The following is an 18,464-nucleotide window of genomic DNA, read 5'->3' on the forward strand; positions in this document are numbered from 1 at the left end:
TTTTTATCCTTTTCTTTATTTTATTTCCGTTCCTATTGTACTACTCTGTGATTGCTGTGACAAATTTTTCCAGTTCCATGGAACGAGATGCCTTCACGTAGACCAAATCGCCGGCCTGAAGCATCGGGCGAACGGCTTTGGCAGCATCTTCCCGGTCCTCATAATACAGAACCTGCAAATCCGAAGATGCCGATTCTCCCCCTTCTGCAATGGCTTTGCCGTTCTCACCGATGGCCACCAGAATATCCACCGGCTTGGAAGCCGCGTATTCCCCTACGCTTCGGTGGAGCTGTTCCGAGTGATCTCCCAGCTCGAACATGCTTCCCAATACAGCGATTTTTCTCTTTCCCGGACTGTTCACCAGCACGTCGATTCCGGCCTTCATGGATTCCGGACTGGCATTGTAGGTATCGTTGATGACAGAGTAGTCCGTCCCTTTCACCACGCTGAGCCGGTTTGCGTTCGTCTCCACCTCGCAAAGCGCTTCTACGGACTCTTCCATGGTTATTCCAAAGACTTCTCCGATAGCCATAGCCAAAACCGCATTCCCCAGGTTGTGGGCACCGATAACCGGCAGTTTGAGGGTAACCGTCTCGTCACCGTGGGTCACATTGCATTGAACGCCCTCAATGCCCCGGTCACGAATATCCGAAAGATGATAATCCTCGCCGCCTTTCGAACCCACCGTAACGATTCTCGCATCGGAGGGCTGATGGCGCTGCGCATTTTCTTTTGTGAGAATATCGGAATCCGTATTGATTACCAATGTATTCTCCAGAGTGAATCCGGTGGATACTCGAAGTTTCTCTTCCAGAAGCTTCTCCCGAGTGCCGTACACCTCCAGGTGGGAGGTGCCCACGTTGGTGATTACGGCTGCCTCCGGCTTCGCAATCCGGGACAGCTCACCCATGGCACTGCCGTAGCCTGCACCCATTTCAATGACCGCAACCTGAATGTCTTCCGCAAAGGAAAATGCCGTCAGAGGAATTCCGAATTCGCTGTTCAGATTTCCCGGTGTCTTTCCCGTGCGGTAGCGGCTTCGCAGTACGCTGTAGAGAAATTCCTTTGTGCTTGTTTTCCCCACGCTTCCGGTCACGCCCACCTTTCGGAGACCGCTCCAGTCATCCAAATATTTTTCGCCCAGGTCCATCAGCGCCAAACGGGTATCCGGTACCAGAATGACATTCACATCTTTCTTCGCACCCATCTTTTCCGCCCATTCCGAATCGGACACCACCACATTCCGGCATCCTTTCTCATATACATCCGGCAGAAACCGGTGTGCATCGGCTCGCTCTCCGATGATGGCAAAGAACAGGCATTCCACCGGGATATCCCGGGAGTCAATGGACACGGCGGTGACGCTGTCGTGTCGGTTTCCCTCTGCCCTTGCGTATATTTTTCCTTTCACCGCCTCTGCAATGTATTCCAGATTCGTTCGCTTCATTTTCTTTCGTTCCTTTTTCTTAAAATTTTATTTGCTGTACAGATATACCGTGCTGTGCGGGGATACTTTCGTTCCGGATTTCGGATACTGATCCACCACGTGGAAGGATTTCCCGCTGTCCGCCGGTACCGCCTTGTATTTCAATCCCCTTGCGGAAAGATAATTGATGGCACTCTTGCTGTTCATTCCGGTGACCTTCGGAACAATCACCTTGGTCTCCTGATCTCTTCTTTCATTCTTGGCGTATTTCTTGCTGACGCCCAGATACGGAAGTACACCGGACATAATCCGTTTCACGATTGGGCCCGCATTCACCGCACCGAATTCGCTTCCCTTCGGACGGGTCACCATGACCAGCACCGTCACTTGAGGGTCGTCCATTGGTGCCATTGCGATAAAAGAAGCCACCGTATCGTGGGAGTATCCGCCGTTGGATGCGATATTCGCCGTTCCGGTCTTGCCGCCGATACGGTATCCCGGGATGTAGGCTGCGCCGCCGCCGCCCTTCTCCACGTAATACTGCATGATTTCCCGCATCTTGTCCGCCACTTCCGTAGATACCACCTTTCGAACCTTGGTATCCTTTATGGTCCGTACCGTCTTTCCGTCGCTGTCCAAAATCTTCTGAACCACCTTCGGTTTCATCAGGTTTCCGTCATTTCCCAAAGCGTTGATGGCGCACATCAGCTGAATCGGCGTGATGGCGATACCATGGCCGAAGCCGGTGGTCGCCAGATCCACATCTCCCAGATTGGTCGGATTCTTTACGATGGAATTTCCCTCTCCCGGCAAATCAATGCCGGTCTTGTCATCGAAACCAAAGAGGTCGATATAGTCGTAAAATCTCTTGGATCCCATGTTCAGGGCCACCCGAGCCATTGCCGGGTTGCAGGAATTTCCCACCGCCTGCTTCAGGGATTCTGTGCCGTGGGCCGTTCCCCAGCAGTTGATCTTCGTTCCGTTTACCACGATATACCCCGGGCACTTGTACCGGGATTTCCGATTCGCACTGCCGGAATCCAAAGCCGAGGCTGCCGTTACTAACTTGAAGGTGGAACCCGGTTCGTAGACCCCGCTGATAATCGGATTCGTCCACATCCGGCTCAGGTACTTACTCTGCTTGGAATCGGATAGTTTGCTGAACTGCTTTAATGCATACGGATCTGACGGTTCATACGGATTATTCGGATCGTAACTCGGATAGTTCACCATGGCCAGCACATCGCCGGATTTCGGACTCATTATAACACAGCTGATGGATTCGGCACGGGTCTTCTTCTCTCCGGCTGCCACCGCCTCCTCTGCGTAATTCTGAATCACTCCGTCAATGGTGGTGACGATGCTCTTGCCGTCTTCCGCCTGATAGTATTTTCGATTTCCGTTGAACAGGGTATTCCCCTGACTGTCGGTGGTGCTGAGTTTTCGTCCTTTCACACCGGTGAGCAGTGCGTTGTACTGGTACTCCAGCCCGCTTCTTCCGCTGTTGTTGGAATCCACGAAACCGATAACGTGAGAAGCGAAGTCCTTGTTCGGATAACTCCGGGCCATGGAAGTCTTCACCACCACGCTGTCATCGTACAGTTTCTGAAGCGCCTTTACATCATCTCTTCTCAGGCCGTCCGCCAGCTTAATTAGGTTGTCCTTGTTTTCAAATTTTTCCTTGAGCTCCTTCTCGCTGAGCCCGGTGTATTTCGACAGATTCTTCAGGACTTTCTTTCGTTCGTCCTCTGTAATTTTCTTATCCTTGTACAGACTTTGGGAATACACATACAGCTCGTATTCCGTTACGCTTTGTGCCAGCGGATTCATATTGGCATCGTAGATCGTTCCCCGCACCGGATCGATGGTGGTATCCTGATCCTGCATCTCCGTGGCCTTTTCGTTCAAATCGTCTCCCCGAACAATCTGCCAATAGGCCAGCCGGAATGTCAGAACCGAAAACATCAGCACCACCAGCATGAATCCGATGCCCAGCCTCCGCCGATTCTCATCCACCACCCCGGTTCTCCGGGACATGGCCTCATCTATTCTCTTTTTCTTCGTACTTTTACGGGGTTTGTTGCTCATTCCTTATATCCACAAAAAACCACTACCCCGAAAAGACGGAGTGTGGTTTCAATTATCCATGAAATTAGTTATAGGCTTCTTTCTTTATCGTGTCCGCCAGACTGCTTCCTTGTTTCTTCTCATCCCGAATGGTGATGTAGTTGCTCTCGTCCGGCTGAACCATCCCATACTTTTTCGTGGCAATCGTTTCCACCTTCTCAATGCTGGTGGCATCGTTAATCTGTTCTTTCAGCGAATCGATTTCCGCCTGAAGAACGTCATTTCGTGCTGCCAGGGTGTTGTTCTGCTGCTGCAGATTCGTGGAATACGCTGCCATAAAAACAATTCCCAGGAGCAGCAGAGCACCGCACAGAATATATTTAATTGCGATTTTGTATTGTGCTGCAGCTGCCTGTGTCGTCGTCTTTGTTCTTCGTCTTGCAGCTGCTTTTCGGCCGGTATTTACCGCTGTACTCATTGCTTCCTCCTGTATATTATTGATATCTTTCTATATTTTCTCTATGACGCGCAGTTTTGCACTCCGCGCTCTCGGATTCTCCTCCAGTTCCCGTTCTCCCGGGGCAATTGGCTTTCGAGTGACCTTTCGCACATCCGGCTTCTTTCCGCACACGCACACCGGAAATTCCGGCGGACAGGTGCACGGATTCAGCCGAGCGTTAAAGGCTTCCTTTACCATCCGGTCTTCCAGTGAATGGAAGGTGATGATGGCCAATCTGCCGCCCGGAGCCAGTATATCCGGAAGGTGCTCCACCGCCGTCTTCAAATGTTCCAATTCTCCGTTTACCTCAATTCGAATGGCCTGGAACGTCCGTTTTGCCGGATGCGGCCCGTTTCGTCTTGCCGAAGCCGGAATGGCCGCTTTAATCACCTCCACCAGCTCCCCGGTGGTTTCAATCGGCTTCTCCTCTCGGCGGCGAACGATAAACTGTGCAATTCGAGATGCCCACCGTTCTTCTCCATATTCCTTGATGATTCGGTGGAGTTCTTTTTCATCGTATTCATTGACTACGTTGTATGCCGTAAAACTGTCGTCCTCATTCATCCGCATATCCATCGGCGCATCGTGCATGTAGGAAAATCCCCGTTCCGCCGTATCCAGCTGAAACGAGGATACGCCCAGATCCAACAGAATTCCGTCCACCGGCCGTCCTGCCGTTTCCAGAATTCGATCCACCTCGGAATAGTTGGAATGGAGAAATATTTTTTTACAAGAATAAGGTTCCAAACGCTTTTGGGAGGCTTCCAGCGCGGCCGTATCCCGGTCCACTGCCAGGAGTGTGCCCGCTTCGGATAACCGTTCGCAAATTCCGGAAGAATGCCCGCCGCCGCCGGTGGTTCCGTCCACATAGAACCCATCCGGCCGGATGTTCAAGGATTCCATTACTTCGTCGTATAGTACCGGTACATGTCTGAATGTCATTTTCGCCTCTATATATCGTATTCTTCTAACTTTGCAATAAATTCTTCGTCGTTGAACATGTTCTCACTTTCGGAGTCGTTGTAGACCTCCTTGCTCCACACCTCAATCTTATCCATAGCGCCCAAAGTAATCAGATCCTTCGTGATGGAAGCGTAGTTCTTGAGGTTCTGGGGAATCAGGATTCGTCCCTGGGAGTCCAGCTGACACTCACTGGCATTGGAAAAGAACTCCCGGATGAACCGCCGCATATCCCGATCCGTCTGACGGAGCTTTCGCATCTTTGCCACCAGCTCGTCCCAATCCTCCATGGTGTAAATGTAAAGACAGGTATCAAAACCACGGGCCAGCATGCATTTGCCGCCCAGCTGATTCCGATACTTCGACGGAACAATCATTCTATTTTTATTGTCAATAGAATTTTCATAAGTTCCCGTGAACATAGCTGCCTTCCTAAATTTTCATACACGTCTCGACTGTAATTCAATATATGCCCCATTTTAAACCACTTCACCCCACTTTTCAACAAAAACCACCAAAAAACATATTTCCTCCCCCCTTTTCCATAAAAAAAGAACCGCCGCATTGCTGCAGCGATTCTCGCACTTCTGCATATTCCGTTATTCCCAACGTTTCAATCCGAATACCGCATGGACATTGTCTTCCCCGTTCACTTCGGTTTTGAAATAGACGATTTTATCCGCACGCGGGTCCATTTTTCCCGGGTCCAAAAAATCACTTCGAAGGATTTTCAGTTCACTGCCCAGCGGCGCCTCGTGAACGAACCGCATGTTCAGGGAAGTGATGCAGTATTCCTCCACATTCGGAATGCAATCGTACAAACAGTTGTAATACCGGGCGTTGTTCATGTGCCCGTTAATGTCAGTCAGCGTTAGGGTTACCGGCACCGTTCCGCCGTCCTTCCATTCCAGCGTCTTTGGAATCCGAAATCTCGTCGGAATTCCCATCACCGGTTCCCGGTCCTCCGGGTAGGAAGACATGTCATACTCACTCTGAAGCACCAGTTTCCGGGTATCCACGTCCACCAGCGCCCAGTTGCTGTATGCTCGCGCCACCAGATTCCCCTCCAAATAGAGCTCATACGCCCGTGGAAAATTCGCCGCCTTCGCCGGAACGACCCAGGTATCGCAGTCCACATGGGCATACTTGTATACCGGCCGCATTATTTCCACGCTCATGCGGCTAACCACAAAAGCTTTCCGCTCTTCCCGGTAGATCAATCCGTAGTCTTTATCCGTATCGTGCATCTGATGATCTGCCGTTTCCTGGAGATACTGCACCAGTGCCGTCGGCGTCAACGCATCGTGACGGTCGATTTCATAAGATCTTGTCTCAAAAGACTTTGTATATTTCATCCGTTTTACCCCTTATATCTGAACCAGTTGTCCGGTGATTCCCTCCGCATCCCGAGATGCCAGGAATCGCACCGTACCGCCCAATTTCGGTTCCGCTTCTTCCCGATTCGAAAGAAGCAATCCATTCACACGAATTCGCTTATCCCGCAGCGAACGAGCCAGGGACTGAATCATCCCCTTCAGGGCCGACTGCAGCATGTTCTCCGCCAAAGACATCGGTTCGGACGTTTCCCAATCCGAATCTCCGGATTGCAACAGAACAATCACGCTTCCCCCTTCCCCCATCAAGGGCAGCATGGTCTGCAGGTAGAAACCCACGGCATCCAAATTCTTCATAATGCTTTCCCGGTCTTTGCTCCAATCTTCTGCCGGCTGTTCTCGATTCAGTTCTGGAAGAATGTTGCACACCAACGTATCCAGCCGGTCCTCCATGAATTCTTTCACCACATCTGCGGCAAACTCCATGGAATTCCGATTAAACACGTTGCATTTGATGTTCAGCGCCCCGGTTTCCCGGCTCAGTTCCAGCGCTTCCTTATATCGATCCCGACAGAAAAAGGCGGTGGTGGCTCCCCGATCGGTAAAAGCACGCACCAACGATTCTCCTCGGCTTCCGGTTCCCTCTGCAATCAGGACATGCCGGCTTTTTTTATTCTCACTTTCCAGAAGCATTCTGACTTCCTCCCTTTCGGCCCCATGTGTGACTCATAATTTCACTTACATTATACACCGAAACGAAGGCATCCGGATCCACCTTATCGATTAAATTAATCAGGGTCACGTATTCCTGACGATTTACGATGATGTTCAATTCCTTGTAGTGGTGGTAGTCGAATGCACCGGTTGCCTCGTAGAAGGTCGCACCGCTGTACATCACGTTGATGACGTAATCCCGAATTTCTTCAATATGATCCGATACCACGCACACCTTCTTCTTGATGCTGAAACCAAAGAGGAAGTGATCCAGGATGATTCCCTGGAAATAGGTTCCCAGAATACTCAGTAATCCGGTCTTGATATCGTAGATGAAAATGGATGGGATTGCTACCGCCATTCCGCAGACGGACATCGCGGTTCCCAGTTCCATATGGAAATATTTATTCATAATTTTGGTGATTACATCCAGTCCGCCGGAGGATGCGTTGTTCATAAACAAGAGGGATGCTCCCAGTGCATAGAGGAACAGGTATCCCAGCATATCCAAGAATTGATCGTCCATCAATGACTGCATGTTCGGGTAGATTTTCTCCAGAATCCGAATCACGATTGGCAGCAGAATGGACGGATACAGAGTTCGATATGTGAACTCCTTTCCCACAAAAACAGCGGACAGCAGCAGGCAGATTCCGTTCAGAATAATCAGAAGGGTACCTACCGTCATCGGAACGAATTTTGCAATCAACACTGCCAGACCGGAGATGCTTCCTACCGCCAAATGGCTTGGAGTCAGAAAGAAAAACACCGCAAAGGAAGCGATAATGGTTCCAATTGTAATAATAATATAATCCTGAATGCGCTCTTTTGTACTTTTCACCAAATTTCTCCTTTATTCAAAACAAGAATTTATCTTCAGCCAACAAAGGATTATACCATTTGTTATAAAAAAGTCATGTTCTTTTTTTAATACATTCTTAACAATTTGAACGCTCCTGGCTCTTCATTTTTGAAAAAAGGTGTTGATGATGGAATTCTTATTCCGTCATCAACACCAAAAAGCATCGAACGATTATTCTTCTTTTCCGTCCCAGCAGTAGGTGCACAGGTTTTCCACCGGAATGCCAACGGATTCCAGCATATCCTCCAGGCGGTTGTACTGCAGGGTATCATATCCCTGCTGCTTCCGAATCACTTCAATCATGTTCTGATATTTTTCGCTGTCCGGATTCAGGTAATCACCCAATTCATCGTCCTCCATGTGACGGCCTTCCAGCTCATCAATGGCTCTTCTGGCAATCAGTTCCAGCGCAGAGCGGGAACGGGAGAAGTTGAGATATTTGCAGCCGAACAGGATTGGCGGACATGCCGGACGAACGTGAATTTCTTTCGCCCCGCAGGAATAGAGGTACTTAGCCTTTTCCGCCAGCTGGGTGCCTCTGACGATGGAGTCGTCAATCAGCACAATTCTCTTATCCTTAATCAGTTCCGGAACCGGAATCAGCTTCATCTTTGCGATGAAATCCCGCTTGGTCTGAATGGTCGGCATGAAAGATCTCGGCCAAGTCGGAGTGTATTTGATAAACGGACGGGAATACGGCAGTCTGGCCTCATTGGAATATCCGATGGCGTGTGCCACGCCGGAGTCCGGAACGCCCGCAACGATATCCACATCTTCTCTCTTCAAGGTATCTCGATGGGCAATCGCCGCACCACAGCGATGTCTCATGGCCTCCACGGAAATATCTTCATAAGAAGATGCCGGATAACCGTAGTATACCCACAGGAACGTGCAGATCTTCATCTTCTTTCCCGGTTCTGCCAGAACGGTCACGCCGTCGCTGGTCATGATGTCGATTTCTCCCGGACCCAGGTTCTTGTAATCTTCGTATCCCAGATTCAAATACGCAAATTCCTCGAAGCTGGCGCAGTATCCGGTGTCCTTCTTTCCGATGGCCAACGGCGTACGACCCAACTTATCCCGCACGCAGAAAATCCCCCGCTTGGTCATAATCAGCATGCTCATGGATCCTTCAATCACGTCCTGCGCATGGCGGATGCCGTCAATCATATTATCTTTCTCGTTAATCAGGGCTGCCACCAGTTCTGTGGTATTGATGTCTCCATCTCCCATTTCCATGAACTGGGTCGTTCCGTTATCAAACAGCTTCTGCAGCAATTCCGCCTTATTGCTGATCTTTCCAACGGTGGTAATGGCAAAGGTTCCGTGGTGGGAGCGCACCGTCAAAGGCTGCGGTTCATAATCCGAAATAGATCCCATGCCCATGTTGCCCTTCATGCGAGATACATCGGCATCGAATTTCGTTCTAAAAGGAGAATTTTCAATATTATGAATGGCCCGATCAAATCCATTCTCTCCGTACACTACCAATCCGCCACGTCTGGTTCCCAAATGAGAGTGATAATCCGTTCCGAAAAACAAATCAAACACACAATCTTCTTTCAACGTCGCTGCAAAAAAACCGCCCATGCGAAACCCCTTTCCTGTCGTTTCATCTGTCTTGCATCTAAAACCTAATACAAGATATTGTATCACCCCTCGACGAAATTGACAACAGAAAAAGGACCGCTTTTGCAGTCCTTTTCCAATGAATCGGTATTCGTATGTTCTTTAAATCGGGCAGATTACATCATGCCGCCCATGCCGCCGCCGGCAGGCATTGCCGGTGCCGGAGTATCCTCTTTGATTTCCGTAATTCCTGCTTCTGTGGTAAGGAGCATGCCGGAAACGCTTGCTGCATTCTGCAGTGCGGAACGGGTTACTTTTACCGGATCCACGATGCCGGCATCAATCATGTTTACATACTCGTCGCTTGCGGCGTTGAATCCGATTCCTTCCGGAGATTCTTTTACCTTGGATACCACAACGCTGCCTTCGAAACCGGCGTTCTCCGCAATCTGACGAACCGGCTCTTCCAGTGCTCTCTCAACAATCTTCGCACCGGTTCTCATATCGCCTTCCAGGCTGTCTGCATACTCAGTAACTGCCGGAATTGCACCGATCAGTGCTACACCACCGCCTGAAACGATGCCTTCCTCTACCGCAGCTCTGGTTGCGTTCAGTGCATCTTCCAGTCTCAGCTTCTTATCCTTCAGCTCGGTCTCCGTTGCTGCACCGGCATTGATTACCGCAACACCACCGGCCAGCTTTGCCAGTCTCTCCTGAAGCTTCTCGCGGTCGAAATCGGAAGTCGTCTCTTCTACCTCTGCGCGGATGGAATCGATTCTCTCCTTAATCTCGGTGCGGCTGCCGTTTCCGTTGACGATAACGGTGCGATCTTTGTTGACCTTAACGGTTTCCGCTCTGCCCAGCATATCGATGGTGGTCTCCTTCAGCTCGTAACCCAGCTCCTCGCTGATTACGGTACCGCCGGTCAGGATGGCGATATCCTCCATCATGGCCTTTCTTCTGTCGCCGAATCCCGGAGCCTTTACAGCAACGACATCCAGAGTTCCTCTCAGCTTATTGACAACCAGAGTAGCCAGTGCTTCGCCTTCTACGTCATCTGCAACGATCAGCAGCTTGCTTCCGGATTTCATGATATCCTCCAGCAGCGGAACGATTTCCTGAATGTTGCTGATTTTCTTGTCGGTCAGCAGGATGTATGGGTGATCCAGAACGGCTTCCATCTTCTCGCTGTTAGCAGCCATGTATGGGGACAGATAACCTCTGTCGAACTGCATACCTTCTACAACGTCCAAAGTGGTTCCCAGAGACTTGGATTCCTCAACGGTGATGACACCGTCTTTGCCCACCTTGTCCATGGCTTCCGAAATCAGTCTGCCGATTTCCTGGTCGCCGGCGGATACGGAAGCAACCTGTGCGATGCTCTCCTTGTCGTCTACTTTCTTTGCGCTGTTCTTCAGATAATCTACAGCAACTTCAACGGCACCGTTGATACCTCTCTTCAGAACCATTGGATTTGCACCGGCAGTGACGTTCTTGAATCCTTCTCTTACGATTGCCTGTGTCAGAAGGGTTGCAGTGGTAGTACCGTCACCGGCCACATCATTGGTCTTGGTGGCAACTTCTTTGACCAGCTGTGCACCCATGTTCTCTACCTGATCTTCCAGCTCGACTTCCTTTGCGATGGACACACCGTCATTGGTAATCAGTGGGGATCCGTAAGACTTCTCAATCAGAACGTTTCGTCCCTTCGGTCCCAGTGTAATCTTAACGGTGTCTGCCAGCTTATCCACACCTGACAGAAGCTTTCTTCTGGATTCTTCTCCGTAAAACAAATCTTTAGCCATTTTTCTATCCTCCTATATCAATCGGCAGTTACTCGATTACTGCCAGAATATCTTTCTGTTCCATAATGGTATATTCCACACCTTCGTGCTTCAAATCCGTGCCGCCGTAACGAGAGAAAATTACGTGGTCTCCCTCTTTCAGCTGCATCTTCTCGTCCTCAGTTCCGGGACCAACTGCTACAACAACCGCCTGCTGAGGTCTTTCCTTTGCACTGCCGGAAAGAATCAATCCGCCTTCGGTCTTTTCCAATGCCTCGTCCTTCTTTATAACTACTCTTGCGCCCAATGGCTTAATTCCTAAACTCATTCCAGTTTCCTCCTCTATTATCTTTTTTCTGTTAGCACTCATATTAATCGAGTGCCAACTTCCAAGAATTATTCTACTCACCTGCTCCTAGGATGTCAACCTCTTTCCTCGGAAAAAATGTGAAGTTATCTTCATTTTTCTATTTCCGCTTCTCCCGCTCGCTCTTTCGGATGTACACGTCCTTCACCTGAATATTCACATGTCCCAAAGAGAAGGAGGTCATGGTGCGAAGCACCTGCCAGATTTCCTGCTGGAACATGATGCAGTGACGACCGGCGCCCGGGAACTTTCGAATTCGCACTTCCACCACCAGGTTGAATCCGGACACATTTCCGTTATGGTAGAAATTCAGCACCTTAATGCACCCCCGATGGGCTTCCGCCGCAATCATGATAATATCCCGAATGGCTTCCTCTCGGATTTCAAACTTTCCGGAATAGCTGAACGGCGGCCGCACGATGGTCCGTTCTTTTCCGGATTCCTCCTGTAATGCCCGGCTGCGGAAGAATCTCGTTGGATTCAAGATGTATCCCGCAAAATTACGTTTCAATTGACCCATCGGTACCGGAATGGCATGCTCTCCGCCCTGCATCCGATGTTCTCCTGCCACCTTTCGCTGTTCTTCCGTCGTAAAATCTTCGATGTACATGCGGTGATTCGGCGCCGGAAGTTCCAAGGCATCCAGAATCCAATTCACCATTCGATCCGAAGTTCCGATAACCATCAATTTATCCGGATTTAATTCCAAGAGCTTTTTTCGAACTTCCTCCCGGTGGTCATCGTAGTTGAACAGTGCGGTTCGCATCGCCGCCGCCTTCGACGAGCATTCCTTTGCGGAACGACCGGCAGCGATTCCGCCCCGGTAGATCAGCAATCCATCATCAATGATGGCATCGATATGTTTTTCCCGGCATATTCTTGCCGCACTGTAGCTTTTTCCGGTTCCGCTTTTTCCTGTAAAAGAATATATTTCCATTGTTAAGTTATCCTTACTAAAGTTAAGTTTACAAAACTACCAAACAGGTGTTACAATCAACTCATAAATACTATAAAGGAGGTACAGTCATGGCTTATGTAATCAGCAGTGAGTGCATCGGTTGTGGAGCTTGTGCCGCTGGATGCCCAGTAGAAGCAATCAGCGAAGGTTCCCCATATGTTATCGATGCGGATGCATGCATCGATTGTGGTGCTTGTGCAGATACATGTCCTGTAGGTGCACCTGCAGAAGCTTAGTTCTTCAAGACATTCTATCATGCATGATTTATTATTAGAAAATCCCGTAGCGTTCGCTACGGGATTTTCTTTTATGCATTCATTTCGAATTAACGATTTTCCTTCTCCTTGCTGCTGATTAAGAACGACAGCGTGTGCAAACTCTCACTCAAGTGTACGTTCTCAATGGCAATACGTTCCGGAATATCCAAATCAATCGGTGCAAAGTTCCAAATACCTTCTACACCGCCGCGAACCAATGTATCCGCCACTTCCTGTGCGTTATCCTTTCCGCAGCAGATAATTCCGATATCGATATTGTTGTTTCGAACGTAGTCCTCCAGCTCGGAAGAGTTCTGAACCTTTACGCCGTTAATTGCCAATCCAACAATAGTTGGATTCACATCAAAAAGACCTACAATGCTGAATCCAAACTTGTAGTTCAGGATGTGATTGGTAATCGCCTGTCCTAGATGGCCCACACCCACGACAACGGTCTTGTACTCTCTGTCCAGTCCCAGAATTTTGTTAATCTCCGCATACAGATGATCTACACTGTATCCGTATCCCTGCTGACCAAATCCGCCGAACGTATTCAAATCCTGACGAATCTGAGATGCCGTATAACCAATTAATTCACTTAGTTCGTTGGAAGAAATTTTCTTCACTCCACGGCTTCGAAGATCTCCCAAATATCTTCTGTACCGTGGAAGACGCCGGATGATGGCGTTCGAAACTCTCGTATTATTTTTCATACTTTAACCAACCTTCTTTCTGAATTCTATTTCACAGCAGACAAACCACAACCCCGTAAATTATTCTTCGTGGTCGTCCACGTATTCCACCAGGTCACGTACGGTCTCAAATTTCTCCGCTTCCTCATCCGGAATTTCCAAACCGAAAGTTTCCTCAATTCCCAGAATGATTTCCACCATATCCAATGAGTCGCCCTCCAGATCCTTCATCAGATTTGTGTCCATCTCTACCATATCTTCGTCAATACCAAGCTGCTCTACAATCAGTTCTCTGATTTTTTCAAATGTCATCACATTTTCCTCCGTTTAATTTATCACATTGTTAATTATAGTGAAAATAAGTGCTTTATGCAAGTTTTTTTATTGAAGTTCCATCCATTCCTCGTATTGTACTTCCAATTCCGCCTTATATTGTTCCAATAACGCCCCTTTTTCCTGAAGGAGTTCTACATTGGACATGTTCTCCGGAGCACAGAGAAGCTCTTCGGTCTCCTGGATTTTGGCTTCCAAGTCCTCAATGATTCCTTCCAGCTCCATAATGCGGCGTTCCTGCCGCCGCTGCTCCGCTTCCTGCTCCTTCCGAAGTCTCCGTTCTTCTTCGGCAGACAGTTCTCCGTCAGACGTACTCTTGGATTCCTCCCCGGAACTTTCTGCCGCCTTCCGTTCTTCTTTTTTCTGAAGATAGTAATCGAAACGCCCTTTGTATTCCACGATTCCATCGGTCGTCAATTCAAAGATTCGGGTCGGGAGCTTCTGCAGAAGATAACGGTCGTGGGAAACGATAATCAGGGTTCCCTCGAAATCCAGCAGTGCATCCTCTACCACCTCTTTGGCATCGATGTCTAAATGGTTGGTTGGTTCGTCCAGAATCAGGGTATTGGCACCGGACAGCATCAGTTTCAGCAGGGAAAGCTTTGCCTTTTCGCCGCCGGACAGGCTGCGAATCTGCTTAAACACATCATCCCCGCGGAACAGGAACCGTCCCAGAATCGACCGCATCTCCGTATCCGTATACAGATGATAGGCATTCTTCATCTCTCCCAGCACCGTTTCATTCTCATCCAGAAGAAGCTGTCCCTGATCGTAATATCCGAAATTCACGTTGTGACCGATTTTCAGATATCCCCGGTCCGCCTGCTCCTTTCCCATCAGAATCCGAAGCAATGTGGTTTTGCCCACACCGTTATCCCCGATGATGCAAATCCGTTCTCCCTTCTTGATGTCGAAGGAGACGTGATCGAACAGCTTCCGTTCGCCGAAGGATTTCTCCAAATCCTCCGCCAGCATCACATCGTTGCCGCTCTTGTATTCTGAGTGGAAAGTGAGTTTCATCCGATTGTTTTCCGTTACCGGCCGATCTTTCACTTCCATATGCGCCAGGCGCTTCTCTCTGGATTTCGCCCGGTTCACCAGCTTTTCCGTGCCGTGTCCTTTGAAACGGCGGATAATCTCTTCCTGCTTCTCGATTTCCTTCTGCTGCTTCTCATATTCCCGCAGCGCCACTTCCATCCGCTCTTCGTGCTTAATCAGATACTCGGAGTAATTTCCCCGATAATCCGTCAGATGACATCGGCTCACCTCGAAAATCCGATTCACCAGCTGGTCCAAGAAGTACCGGTCATGGGATACCACGATAATCGTTCCCTTGTAGGCCTTCAGATATTGTTCCAGCCATTCCAGCATCCGAAGATCCAGGTGGTTGGTGGGCTCATCCAGCATCAGAATATCCGGCTGCTTCAGGAGCATGCAAGCCATGGCCAGACGAGTTCGTTCGCCGCCGGACAGCATGCTGATTTTTTTATCGTATTCCGATTCACCAAATCCCATATTGCGAAGTACGGACTTCAGCTCACTCTTATAGGTGTAACCGCCCTGCTCCTTGTACTTCTCCATGAGCGCGGTGTACTGTTCCAGATTCCGATTGAAATCCGGATGTTCGTGATCGGAAATGGCTTCTTCCAGCCGATGGATTTCCTTCTCCATCTCGTGGAATCGGGTAAAGGTTTTCTCCGCTTCCCGCAGCACCGTTCCCTCGGAAAAAAAATGATTTCTCTGTTTCAGGTATCCGACGGTATATCCGTTTCGTACGTAGAAGTTTCCGGTAGTCGGGGCGGCTTCGCCGGACAGAATCGACAGAAGCGTGGTCTTCCCCGCTCCGTTGGGTCCCACGATTCCGATTCGGTCTCCCTTGTTGATACTGAAAGACACATCTTCCAGTATCACATCCACTCCGTAACTTTTGCCAATTTCACTGGCCGACATTATCAGCATATCTGTAATCTAGAATTCCAAGCCCGGAATCGCATCCAGATCCGGACCGGCAAATTCTCCTTTCTTCATTTTGTAATAAGCGGAACACGCAATCATCACGCCGTTGTCCGTGCAGTACAGCGGCCGCGGCTGCATTACTTGAATTCCGTATTTCTCTCCTTCTTCCCGAATCATCTCCCGAAGACGTGAGTTGGAGGCCACGCCGCCGGCCATAACGATTCGATTCTGCCCGAATTCCCGGGCTGCGGATATCGCTTTGTTCACGATGACTTCCACCACCGCTTCCTGGAAGCTGGCGGCCATGTCCGCCACATTGATTTCTTTTCCCGCCTGTCTGCAGGAATTGATGTGGTTCAGGGCTGCCGTTTTCAACCCGCTAAAGCTAAAGTCGTAGCTCCCCGGCTCCAGATACACCCGCTTGAATTCGATGGCGTGGGGATCTCCCTCCTTTGCGGCCCGATCCACTTTTGGTCCGCCGGGATACCCCAGCCCAATAACCCGGGCCACCTTGTCAAAGGCTTCTCCCGCCGCATCATCTCGGGTTTCTCCCAGGGTTTCGCATTGATTGTAATCCTTTACAAAAACGATATTCGTATGACCGCCGGACACCACCAGTCCCATAAAAGGCGGCTCCAGTTCCGGATATTCCACGTAATTGGCCGCAATATGCCCGTGCATGTGATTCACCGCCACCAACGGAATATCCTTGGCAAAAGATATTGCTTTGGCGGCCGCTACGCCCACCAGCAGCGCGCCCACCAAACCCGGCCCGTAGGTAACGCCGACTAAATCCACCTCATTGATGGTAATCTGCGCTTCCTCCAAAGCCTGGGACAGCACCCCGTTAATATTCTCCAGGTGCCGCCTGGATGCAATTTCCGGGACTACCCCGCCAAATGCGGTGTGAATATCAATCTGGGATGAAATCACATTGGCCAATACTTCTCGGCCGTCGGCAACGATACCGATTGCGGTTTCATCACAGCTGGATTCAATTCCAAGGGTGATATGTTTTCCATTCTTCATAACATCATCTCATTCTCTATTTTAAAATTTTGCGCATCAGCAATGCGTCTTCTCCGTTATCGATATAGTACTTCTCCCGGCGTCCGATGACCTCAAAACCCAGCTTCTCATAAAGGTGAATCGCCGGTGCGTTGGATTCCCGAACTTCCAGACTGAATTCTTCATTATCATCCTGCGTCAGCCATCGTATCATGTAATCCATCATCTTCCGACCAATGCCTCGGCCCCGGTATTCCGGCGCCACGGCAATGTTGTTCAGCTGCCCTTCTCCGGCAATCTGCCACACATCCATGTACCCGGCAAAACTTCCGTTCCATTCCGCAACGATAACCGTGGCCAATTCGTTTTCCTCCACGTCGTGACGAATGGACTCCAAACTCCAGGGGATGGGAAAGGTGATTTCTTCCAGATAAGCGATATCGGAAATATCTTCCGAAGCCGCCGGACGAATCAATAACGGTATTTCTTTTCGCGTATTATCCATGTATCTTACTGCTCAGTGTACCCGATTCCAGCCGCATCTCGGCTTCGCTTTTGCGCATGTAGTTCGGAATCAGTTTCTCGTAGGAAACCGTCTCCCCGGATTGTACCCGGCGAAGTGCCACCTGCGCTGCACTTTTTCCGTTCTGATACCGAACCGATTCCGGTGCAAAGGCATACATTTCCTCCGAGAGCTCCGTGGAAATAATGTCCCGGTAGGCATCAATTCCGTCTCCGGTGAAGAATACCGGTCCCTCCAGCTTCCGGATTTCGTTCAGCAGACCTTCAATCATATACTGTTTCTCCGGAAGAATCGGCTCCGGTCCGTCCGTTGTGGCCTTCCACAGTCCGGCATAGGTCTGGTGTCTCCGGGCGTTGATAATCGGGCAGATGTATTTCTCCCCGCTGCTGTTCTCCATTCCCTGATACGCCATGGCTTCCAAGGTGGACACCGAGACGCAGGGGAGATTCAGAACCTGTCCCAAAGTTCGGGCCGTCGTGACGCCGATTCGAATTCCCGTAAAGGATCCCGGACCCACAGAGGCTCCGATATGCGTCAAATCTGTTTTTTCAATACCGGCGTTCCGAAGGCATTCTTCCGTCAGCGTGATGATGTCCTTCAGATGATTCATCACATCGGAAGAAGAGGCCGTCCAGCAATTTCCTTCTTGATCGATCACTGCGGCCGATCCGTACTTACCGGTAGTCTCAAGTGCTAGAATATGCATTGATAAATTCGCTCTCCTTCTTTCTCTCCATAGCGGATTCGAATCAACAGGGAATCCTCCGGCAGGATATCTTCCACAATGTCCGACCATTCCACAATACTGATTCCGTCTCCGTAAAAATAGTCTTCCGCCCCGATATCCAGCAGTTCGTCCCCGGAACCAAGGCGGTACGCATCGAAGTGGAACAGTGGAATCCGGCCGCTTCGATGTTCTTTTACAATGTTGAAAGTCGGGCTGCTGATATTCTCGTGAATGCCCAGCCCTTCCGCTATGTACTTCGTCAGAGTGGTCTTTCCGGTTCCAAGATCTCCCTCCAGCGCCAGAACATCTCCCGGCTTCAGGTACGATGAAAGCTCGAGGCCGAAATCCCGGGTCTCGAGCTCATTGTGAACCGTCCAGTTGAAATTATTCTTCTCTTCTAATTTCTTCCTGATTTCTTCTCTCATAGA

General features: G+C 49.7%; 20 protein-coding genes. 1 reads left to right on the top strand and 19 read right to left on the bottom strand.

The window, feature by feature from the left end; genetic code table 11:
* Positions 1-40: 40 nt before the first annotated feature.
* The 12 genes from FYJ65_RS04280 to FYJ65_RS04335 form a co-directional block, all read right to left on the bottom strand.
* Complete coding sequence (locus FYJ65_RS04280; protein WP_154554124.1) at positions 41-1,447, bottom strand: UDP-N-acetylmuramoyl-tripeptide--D-alanyl-D-alanine ligase; 1,407 nt, start codon at positions 1,445-1,447, stop codon at positions 41-43.
* A 27-nt stretch (positions 1,448-1,474) separates the two neighbouring features.
* Positions 1,475-3,514, bottom strand: coding sequence for a penicillin-binding transpeptidase domain-containing protein (locus FYJ65_RS04285; RefSeq protein WP_154554125.1), 2,040 nt, complete (start codon positions 3,512-3,514; stop codon positions 1,475-1,477).
* A 64-nt stretch (positions 3,515-3,578) separates the two neighbouring features.
* Positions 3,579-3,971 carry a septum formation initiator family protein gene (locus tag FYJ65_RS04290; protein WP_154554126.1) on the bottom strand — a complete coding sequence of 131 codons (393 nt, stop codon included), beginning with the start codon at positions 3,969-3,971 and terminating at the stop codon, positions 3,579-3,581.
* 30 nt (positions 3,972-4,001) lie between these two features.
* On the bottom strand, positions 4,002-4,934 hold the full coding sequence (gene rsmH, locus FYJ65_RS04295; RefSeq protein WP_154554127.1) for a 16S rRNA (cytosine(1402)-N(4))-methyltransferase RsmH: 933 nt from the start codon (positions 4,932-4,934) through the stop codon (positions 4,002-4,004).
* A gap of 8 nt (positions 4,935-4,942) precedes the next feature.
* The gene (mraZ, locus tag FYJ65_RS04300; protein WP_154554128.1) at positions 4,943-5,374 is read right to left on the bottom strand and encodes a division/cell wall cluster transcriptional repressor MraZ; all 432 of its coding nucleotides are present in this window, start codon (positions 5,372-5,374) and stop codon (positions 4,943-4,945) included.
* Positions 5,375-5,551: 177 nt separating this feature from the next.
* Entirely contained in the window at positions 5,552-6,307 is a 756-nt protein-coding gene (locus FYJ65_RS04305; RefSeq protein ID WP_154554129.1) for an acyl-[acyl-carrier-protein] thioesterase, read from the bottom strand.
* Positions 6,308-6,319: 12 nt separating this feature from the next.
* A complete protein-coding gene (locus FYJ65_RS04310; protein ID WP_154554130.1) occupies positions 6,320-6,979 on the bottom strand; it encodes an SDR family oxidoreductase in 660 nt (219 codons plus the stop codon).
* Positions 6,963-7,841 carry a YitT family protein gene (locus FYJ65_RS04315; RefSeq protein WP_277671939.1) on the bottom strand — a complete coding sequence of 293 codons (879 nt, stop codon included), beginning with the start codon at positions 7,839-7,841 and terminating at the stop codon, positions 6,963-6,965. Before FYJ65_RS04315 ends, FYJ65_RS04310 begins: the two co-directional genes overlap by 17 nt.
* A 192-nt stretch (positions 7,842-8,033) precedes the next feature.
* Complete coding sequence (locus FYJ65_RS04320; protein WP_154554132.1) at positions 8,034-9,452, bottom strand: amidophosphoribosyltransferase; 1,419 nt, start codon at positions 9,450-9,452, stop codon at positions 8,034-8,036.
* Positions 9,453-9,607: 155 nt separating this feature from the next.
* A complete protein-coding gene (gene groL, locus FYJ65_RS04325) occupies positions 9,608-11,236 on the bottom strand; it encodes a chaperonin GroEL (protein ID WP_154554133.1) in 1,629 nt (542 codons plus the stop codon).
* Between the two features lie 28 nt (positions 11,237-11,264).
* Positions 11,265-11,543 (bottom strand): co-chaperone GroES, encoded by a 279-nt coding sequence (locus FYJ65_RS04330; protein ID WP_154554134.1) that lies wholly within the window; start codon positions 11,541-11,543, stop codon positions 11,265-11,267.
* A 139-nt stretch (positions 11,544-11,682) separates the two neighbouring features.
* The gene (locus FYJ65_RS04335) at positions 11,683-12,519 is read right to left on the bottom strand and encodes a hypothetical protein (protein ID WP_154554135.1); all 837 of its coding nucleotides are present in this window, start codon (positions 12,517-12,519) and stop codon (positions 11,683-11,685) included.
* Between the two features lie 89 nt (positions 12,520-12,608).
* Between FYJ65_RS04335 and FYJ65_RS04340 the strand changes: the two genes are divergently transcribed.
* Positions 12,609-12,776 (top strand): DUF362 domain-containing protein, encoded by a 168-nt coding sequence (locus FYJ65_RS04340; protein ID WP_154554136.1) that lies wholly within the window; start codon positions 12,609-12,611, stop codon positions 12,774-12,776.
* A gap of 89 nt (positions 12,777-12,865) precedes the next feature.
* Here the strand turns inward: FYJ65_RS04340 and FYJ65_RS04345 are convergent, their stop codons facing one another.
* The 7 genes from FYJ65_RS04345 to tsaE all read right to left on the bottom strand — a co-directional run bounded on the left by FYJ65_RS04345 (position 12,866) and on the right by tsaE (position 18,461).
* Complete coding sequence (locus FYJ65_RS04345) at positions 12,866-13,510, bottom strand: redox-sensing transcriptional repressor Rex (protein ID WP_154554137.1); 645 nt, start codon at positions 13,508-13,510, stop codon at positions 12,866-12,868.
* A 60-nt stretch (positions 13,511-13,570) separates the two neighbouring features.
* Positions 13,571-13,801 carry an acyl carrier protein gene (gene acpP, locus FYJ65_RS04350; protein ID WP_154554138.1) on the bottom strand — a complete coding sequence of 77 codons (231 nt, stop codon included), beginning with the start codon at positions 13,799-13,801 and terminating at the stop codon, positions 13,571-13,573.
* Positions 13,802-13,870: 69 nt separating this feature from the next.
* Positions 13,871-15,772: a ribosomal protection-like ABC-F family protein gene (gene abc-f / locus FYJ65_RS04355; RefSeq protein ID WP_235898197.1), complete on the bottom strand. Its 1,902-nt coding sequence runs from the start codon at positions 15,770-15,772 to the stop codon at positions 13,871-13,873.
* Between the two features lie 18 nt (positions 15,773-15,790).
* Positions 15,791-16,807, bottom strand: a complete 1,017-nt coding sequence (tsaD, locus tag FYJ65_RS04360) for a tRNA (adenosine(37)-N6)-threonylcarbamoyltransferase complex transferase subunit TsaD (protein ID WP_154554140.1) — start codon at positions 16,805-16,807, stop codon at positions 15,791-15,793.
* A 16-nt stretch (positions 16,808-16,823) separates the two neighbouring features.
* The gene (rimI, locus tag FYJ65_RS04365; protein ID WP_154554141.1) at positions 16,824-17,291 is read right to left on the bottom strand and encodes a ribosomal protein S18-alanine N-acetyltransferase; all 468 of its coding nucleotides are present in this window, start codon (positions 17,289-17,291) and stop codon (positions 16,824-16,826) included.
* The gene (gene tsaB / locus FYJ65_RS04370; protein WP_206157307.1) at positions 17,284-18,015 is read right to left on the bottom strand and encodes a tRNA (adenosine(37)-N6)-threonylcarbamoyltransferase complex dimerization subunit type 1 TsaB; all 732 of its coding nucleotides are present in this window, start codon (positions 18,013-18,015) and stop codon (positions 17,284-17,286) included. The genes rimI and tsaB overlap by 8 nt, the downstream gene beginning before the upstream one ends.
* Positions 18,003-18,461 (bottom strand): tRNA (adenosine(37)-N6)-threonylcarbamoyltransferase complex ATPase subunit type 1 TsaE, encoded by a 459-nt coding sequence (gene tsaE, locus FYJ65_RS04375; RefSeq protein ID WP_154554143.1) that lies wholly within the window; start codon positions 18,459-18,461, stop codon positions 18,003-18,005. The genes tsaB and tsaE overlap by 13 nt, the downstream gene beginning before the upstream one ends.
* Between the last annotated feature and the right edge of the window lie 3 nt (positions 18,462-18,464).

This window comes from Mogibacterium kristiansenii (assembly GCF_009695905.1).
GTDB classification, from domain to species: Bacteria; Bacillota; Clostridia; order Peptostreptococcales; family Anaerovoracaceae; genus Mogibacterium_A; species Mogibacterium_A kristiansenii.

What these genes read in the sequence shown, in the direction of transcription:
- FYJ65_RS04280 (WP_154554124.1), bottom strand. Translation starts at nt 1,447, where the DNA reads ATGAAGCGAACGAATCTGGAATACATTGCAGAGGCGGTGAAAGGAAAA.
- FYJ65_RS04285 (WP_154554125.1), bottom strand. Translation starts at nt 3,514, where the DNA reads ATGAGCAACAAACCCCGTAAAAGTACGAAGAAAAAGAGAATAGATGAG.
- FYJ65_RS04290 (WP_154554126.1), bottom strand. Translation starts at nt 3,971, where the DNA reads ATGAGTACAGCGGTAAATACCGGCCGAAAAGCAGCTGCAAGACGAAGA.
- rsmH (WP_154554127.1), bottom strand. Translation starts at nt 4,934, where the DNA reads ATGACATTCAGACATGTACCGGTACTATACGACGAAGTAATGGAATCC.
- mraZ (WP_154554128.1), bottom strand. Translation starts at nt 5,374, where the DNA reads ATGTTCACGGGAACTTATGAAAATTCTATTGACAATAAAAATAGAATG.
- FYJ65_RS04305 (WP_154554129.1), bottom strand. Translation starts at nt 6,307, where the DNA reads ATGAAATATACAAAGTCTTTTGAGACAAGATCTTATGAAATCGACCGT.
- FYJ65_RS04310 (WP_154554130.1), bottom strand. Translation starts at nt 6,979, where the DNA reads ATGCTTCTGGAAAGTGAGAATAAAAAAAGCCGGCATGTCCTGATTGCA.
- FYJ65_RS04320 (WP_154554132.1), bottom strand. Translation starts at nt 9,452, where the DNA reads ATGGGCGGTTTTTTTGCAGCGACGTTGAAAGAAGATTGTGTGTTTGAT.
- groL (WP_154554133.1), bottom strand. Translation starts at nt 11,236, where the DNA reads ATGGCTAAAGATTTGTTTTACGGAGAAGAATCCAGAAGAAAGCTTCTG.
- FYJ65_RS04330 (WP_154554134.1), bottom strand. Translation starts at nt 11,543, where the DNA reads ATGAGTTTAGGAATTAAGCCATTGGGCGCAAGAGTAGTTATAAAGAAG.
- FYJ65_RS04335 (WP_154554135.1), bottom strand. Translation starts at nt 12,519, where the DNA reads ATGGAAATATATTCTTTTACAGGAAAAAGCGGAACCGGAAAAAGCTAC.
- FYJ65_RS04340 (WP_154554136.1), top strand. Translation starts at nt 12,609, where the DNA reads ATGGCTTATGTAATCAGCAGTGAGTGCATCGGTTGTGGAGCTTGTGCC.
- FYJ65_RS04345 (WP_154554137.1), bottom strand. Translation starts at nt 13,510, where the DNA reads ATGAAAAATAATACGAGAGTTTCGAACGCCATCATCCGGCGTCTTCCA.
- acpP (WP_154554138.1), bottom strand. Translation starts at nt 13,801, where the DNA reads ATGACATTTGAAAAAATCAGAGAACTGATTGTAGAGCAGCTTGGTATT.
- abc-f (WP_235898197.1), bottom strand. Translation starts at nt 15,772, where the DNA reads ATGTCGGCCAGTGAAATTGGCAAAAGTTACGGAGTGGATGTGATACTG.
- tsaD (WP_154554140.1), bottom strand. Translation starts at nt 16,807, where the DNA reads ATGAAGAATGGAAAACATATCACCCTTGGAATTGAATCCAGCTGTGAT.
- rimI (WP_154554141.1), bottom strand. Translation starts at nt 17,291, where the DNA reads ATGGATAATACGCGAAAAGAAATACCGTTATTGATTCGTCCGGCGGCT.
- tsaB (WP_206157307.1), bottom strand. Translation starts at nt 18,015, where the DNA reads ATGCATATTCTAGCACTTGAGACTACCGGTAAGTACGGATCGGCCGCA.
- tsaE (WP_154554143.1), bottom strand. Translation starts at nt 18,461, where the DNA reads ATGAGAGAAGAAATCAGGAAGAAATTAGAAGAGAAGAATAATTTCAAC.